Origin of the sequence: Methylosinus sp. R-45379 (assembly GCF_001644125.1) — a bacterium.
Lineage (GTDB): Bacteria > Pseudomonadota > Alphaproteobacteria > Rhizobiales > Beijerinckiaceae > Methylosinus.
The window spans coordinates 1-2,444 of the sequence record NZ_LUUM01000117.1; the positions used below are offsets into that span (position 1 = coordinate 1).

At 53.4% G+C, this 2,444-nt stretch carries 2 protein-coding genes; both read left to right on the plus strand.

What is annotated here, in order from left to right; all coding sequences use genetic code 11:
• The first annotated feature begins 144 nt into the window (after positions 1-144).
• Positions 145-1,116, plus strand: coding sequence for a radical SAM/SPASM domain-containing protein (locus A1351_RS06650; protein ID WP_064032561.1), 972 nt, complete (start codon positions 145-147; stop codon positions 1,114-1,116).
• Positions 1,117-1,211: 95 nt separating this feature from the next.
• Positions 1,212-2,444: glycosyltransferase (locus A1351_RS06655; protein ID WP_157096133.1), on the plus strand; the 1,233-nt coding region annotated here is incomplete at its 3' end.

Genomic DNA, 2,444 nt, shown 5'->3' on the forward strand with positions numbered 1-2,444 from the left:
GTCGGGCGCTCGCAGGGCTATTCACATCCAAGGTGACATTCCGCGTATTCAACGAGCGCAGGCCGTCGATAAGTGGGTGAGAATAGTCCGCATCGCGCCGAGCGGTTGCTTTCTATCGAAGCCTGCCGGCTGCGGAGGGAGGTCATGGTGTTCATCACAGTTACTCCAGAGGAGATCGTCGCAACCGCCAGAGCGGAACTCTTCACCAAGGTAGCGTCGCTGGAGACGGCGAAGGAACTGTTCAAGAGAACGGTGAGCCAGGTGGAAATTGAAATTTTCAGCTACTGCAATCGTACTTGCTGGTTCTGCCCGAACTCGCTCGTCGACCGTCGCTCCAGCAATCAATTCATGCATGAGGATTTGTACCTCCGCATCGTCAACGACCTCGCTGATATCGCATATGATCGGGTCGTCACCTACAGCCGTTATAATGAGCCTCTGTCCGATCGAATTATTCTCAAGCGTCTGCGTCAGGCGCGGATCCGTCTGCCCAATGCGCATTTGACGACTTTCACCAACGGCGACTACTTGACCCGTGAGTATTTGGAGGAGCTTCGAGACTCCGGCCTCAACTCCATCAATATTATGACCTATCTCGGCAACACGGCTCGGTATTCAGACGTCGAGATGCTGACCGCGATGACGAACAAGGTTAAGCAGCTCGGGTTGCCGTGCGAGTTCTCGGAAGCAAAGGAAGGTGTTGGCTACGCCGCCGAGCTCCGCTACCCGGGAATGAGGGTCAAGCTGCTATCTCGAAATTTCGAGCGCACGGGCGTCGACCGCGGGGGACAGGTACCCATAGGCTCCTATCGGCGTGAGTCCTGGTGCCCCGTGGTATTCAAGCATTTTTATGTCGACTGGAACGGATGCGTGGTACCCTGCTGCAATATCCGGTCGGACATTCGCGAGCATGAAGCGCACGTCGTAGCCGATTTGAACGACGGGCGAACAATCTTCGAAGCGTATGCCGCAAGCGCTCTCGTGGACTGGCGCAGAAGTCTCTTCAATTATGAAACCAAGAAAGCGCCGTGCAGTAGCTGTAGCCATTCGGTGCCGCAGGACACGCCGGAAATGCGCGCACTGATCGCGCAGATCGGTAACGACTTCATTACCTGAAATAACTTGTGGTCGTTGGCTTGCAGGGCTGGCCGAGATGAGGAGCGAAAGGCTTCGTTCTTTCGTGTGGTGGCAGGCAGCCTACAGGGGGGCATATGTCGAATATCATGTTTTTCTTCGTGCATCAGGTAGGTTCGCTCAACACAAGTCTGCAACTTGCGGCGGACCTCAAATCGAGAGGTCACAAAGTCGTGTATGCCGGGCTAGCAGATTCCGCTGAGCTCATAAAAAATAACGGATTCGAATTCTATACGCTATTTGAAAGGTTCTTCCCGAGGCACGCCTTCAAGAACCTGGACTATTATGAATTTTCCAAATTGTCGTGGTTGAATTTTCTCGTCTCGGCGCGAAGGAGGCATGCGCTGCTGGTTCGATTCGTTGATTACCTGATCGCTGGCGGGGATGAAGAATTCCTCCGTCTGATGAAGGACTTGCATATCAATTTCATCGTCCTCGGGGGCGTTCCGCACGTCGAATGGCTTGCGCTAATGGCCAGATCTTTAGGAATCGGAGCGATTTACCTCCGGTCTGCCTTTTCTGTTCCAGAAGGAACAGGTTCACCTCCAGCGTCATCAGGGCTTGTTCCGAAGTGTGAAGGATCGATCCTGCAGTCGCTTCGCGTTCTAATTGCCTGGAAGCGGCACAATTTGGCACACGGATGGAATACCAAGAAGATTGCTGCATTGACTAAAAGGATCGCCGACAAATATGGCGTCGACGACTATCGAATGGATTGTCCATACAAGAAGGAGTTTTCAGTAAGTCTTCCCGAGCTAATTCCGTTTCATCCCGATTTCGAGTTCGATCGGATCGACGTTCCCGATAGGCATTATATCGGAGCATCGGTGTGGCTGGAGCGCAAAGAGGTGGATTTCCCTTGGGAGTCGATAGCTGATGACAGGCCATTGATCTATTGTGCGCTGGGCACGTATTTGTGGCAGGCTAGATCAGATTACGTTCGGTTTTTTCGTCAGCTCTCGACAGTGGCGAAAGAGATGCCCGGTTGGCGCTGGGTCGTGGTGAACGCGGGAGCCATCGAAACGGCGGATGTCGACTCGACCCCTGAAAACGTCATTTGCGTCAACGAAGCGCCGCAGCTAGCCTTGCTGAAACGCGCGAAGGTCATGATCACGCACGGCGGAGCGAATACTGTCAAGGAGTGCATTCTGTTTGGAGTTCCGATGGTTATATTTCCTATGGCGGGCGATCATCATGGCGTGGCGGCGCGAGCCGTCTATCATGGACTGGCCACGCGCGGAAATTTCAAACATATCGAGTCCGACGAATTGAAATCGAAAATCGTCACTGCAGCGACAAATCCCTATATT